Source organism: Arthrobacter sp. JCM 19049 (genome assembly GCF_001310435.1).
Genome location: NZ_BAXF01000905.1, coordinates 1 through 583 on the forward strand (window position 1 = coordinate 1; position 583 = coordinate 583).

A 583-nucleotide genomic window follows, 5' to 3' on the forward strand; every position below is an offset into this window, starting at 1 on the left:
CCAGCAGGCTTTCGGCGCGCAGCACCCGGTGCTTGCCGATGGGCAGCACCAGCGGGGTGCCGGCCACCGGGTCGGGGATGACCCGCGAGGGCATCCCGAACACCTCCTTGACGGTTTTCTCGGTGACCACCACGCTGGGGTGCCCGGAGGCGAAGATCTTCCCGTCCTTCAGCGCCACCAGGTGGTCGGCGTAGCGGGCGGCCAGGTTCAGATCGTGCAGCACGATCACCACGGTGATCCCGCGGGTGCGGTTCAGCTCGGCGATCACGTCCAGCACCTCGAGCTGATGGGCGATGTCCAAGTAGGTGGTCGGCTCATCCAGCAGCAGCAGACCGGTTTCCTGGGCCAGCGCCATCGCGATCCACACGCGCTGGCGCTGCCCGCCGGAGAGCTCATCGACCGGGCGTTCGGACAGCTCCGAGGTGCGGGTCAGCTCCATGGCCCGGGCCACGGCAGCCTCGTCCTCCGCGGAGAAGCGCTTGAACCAGCCTGGTGCGGGTATCGGCCGCGGCTGATCAGCTCGCGCACGGTGATCCCGTCCGGGGCGTTGGGGGTCTGCGGCAGCAGCCCCAGCTTCTTGGCC

Annotated in this window: 1 pseudogene; it reads right to left on the minus strand. The window is 69.5% G+C overall.

The features are described 5' to 3' along the window. Window positions 1-583 (minus strand): annotated as a pseudogene (locus JCM19049_RS17035) (ABC transporter ATP-binding protein); the annotation flags it as partial.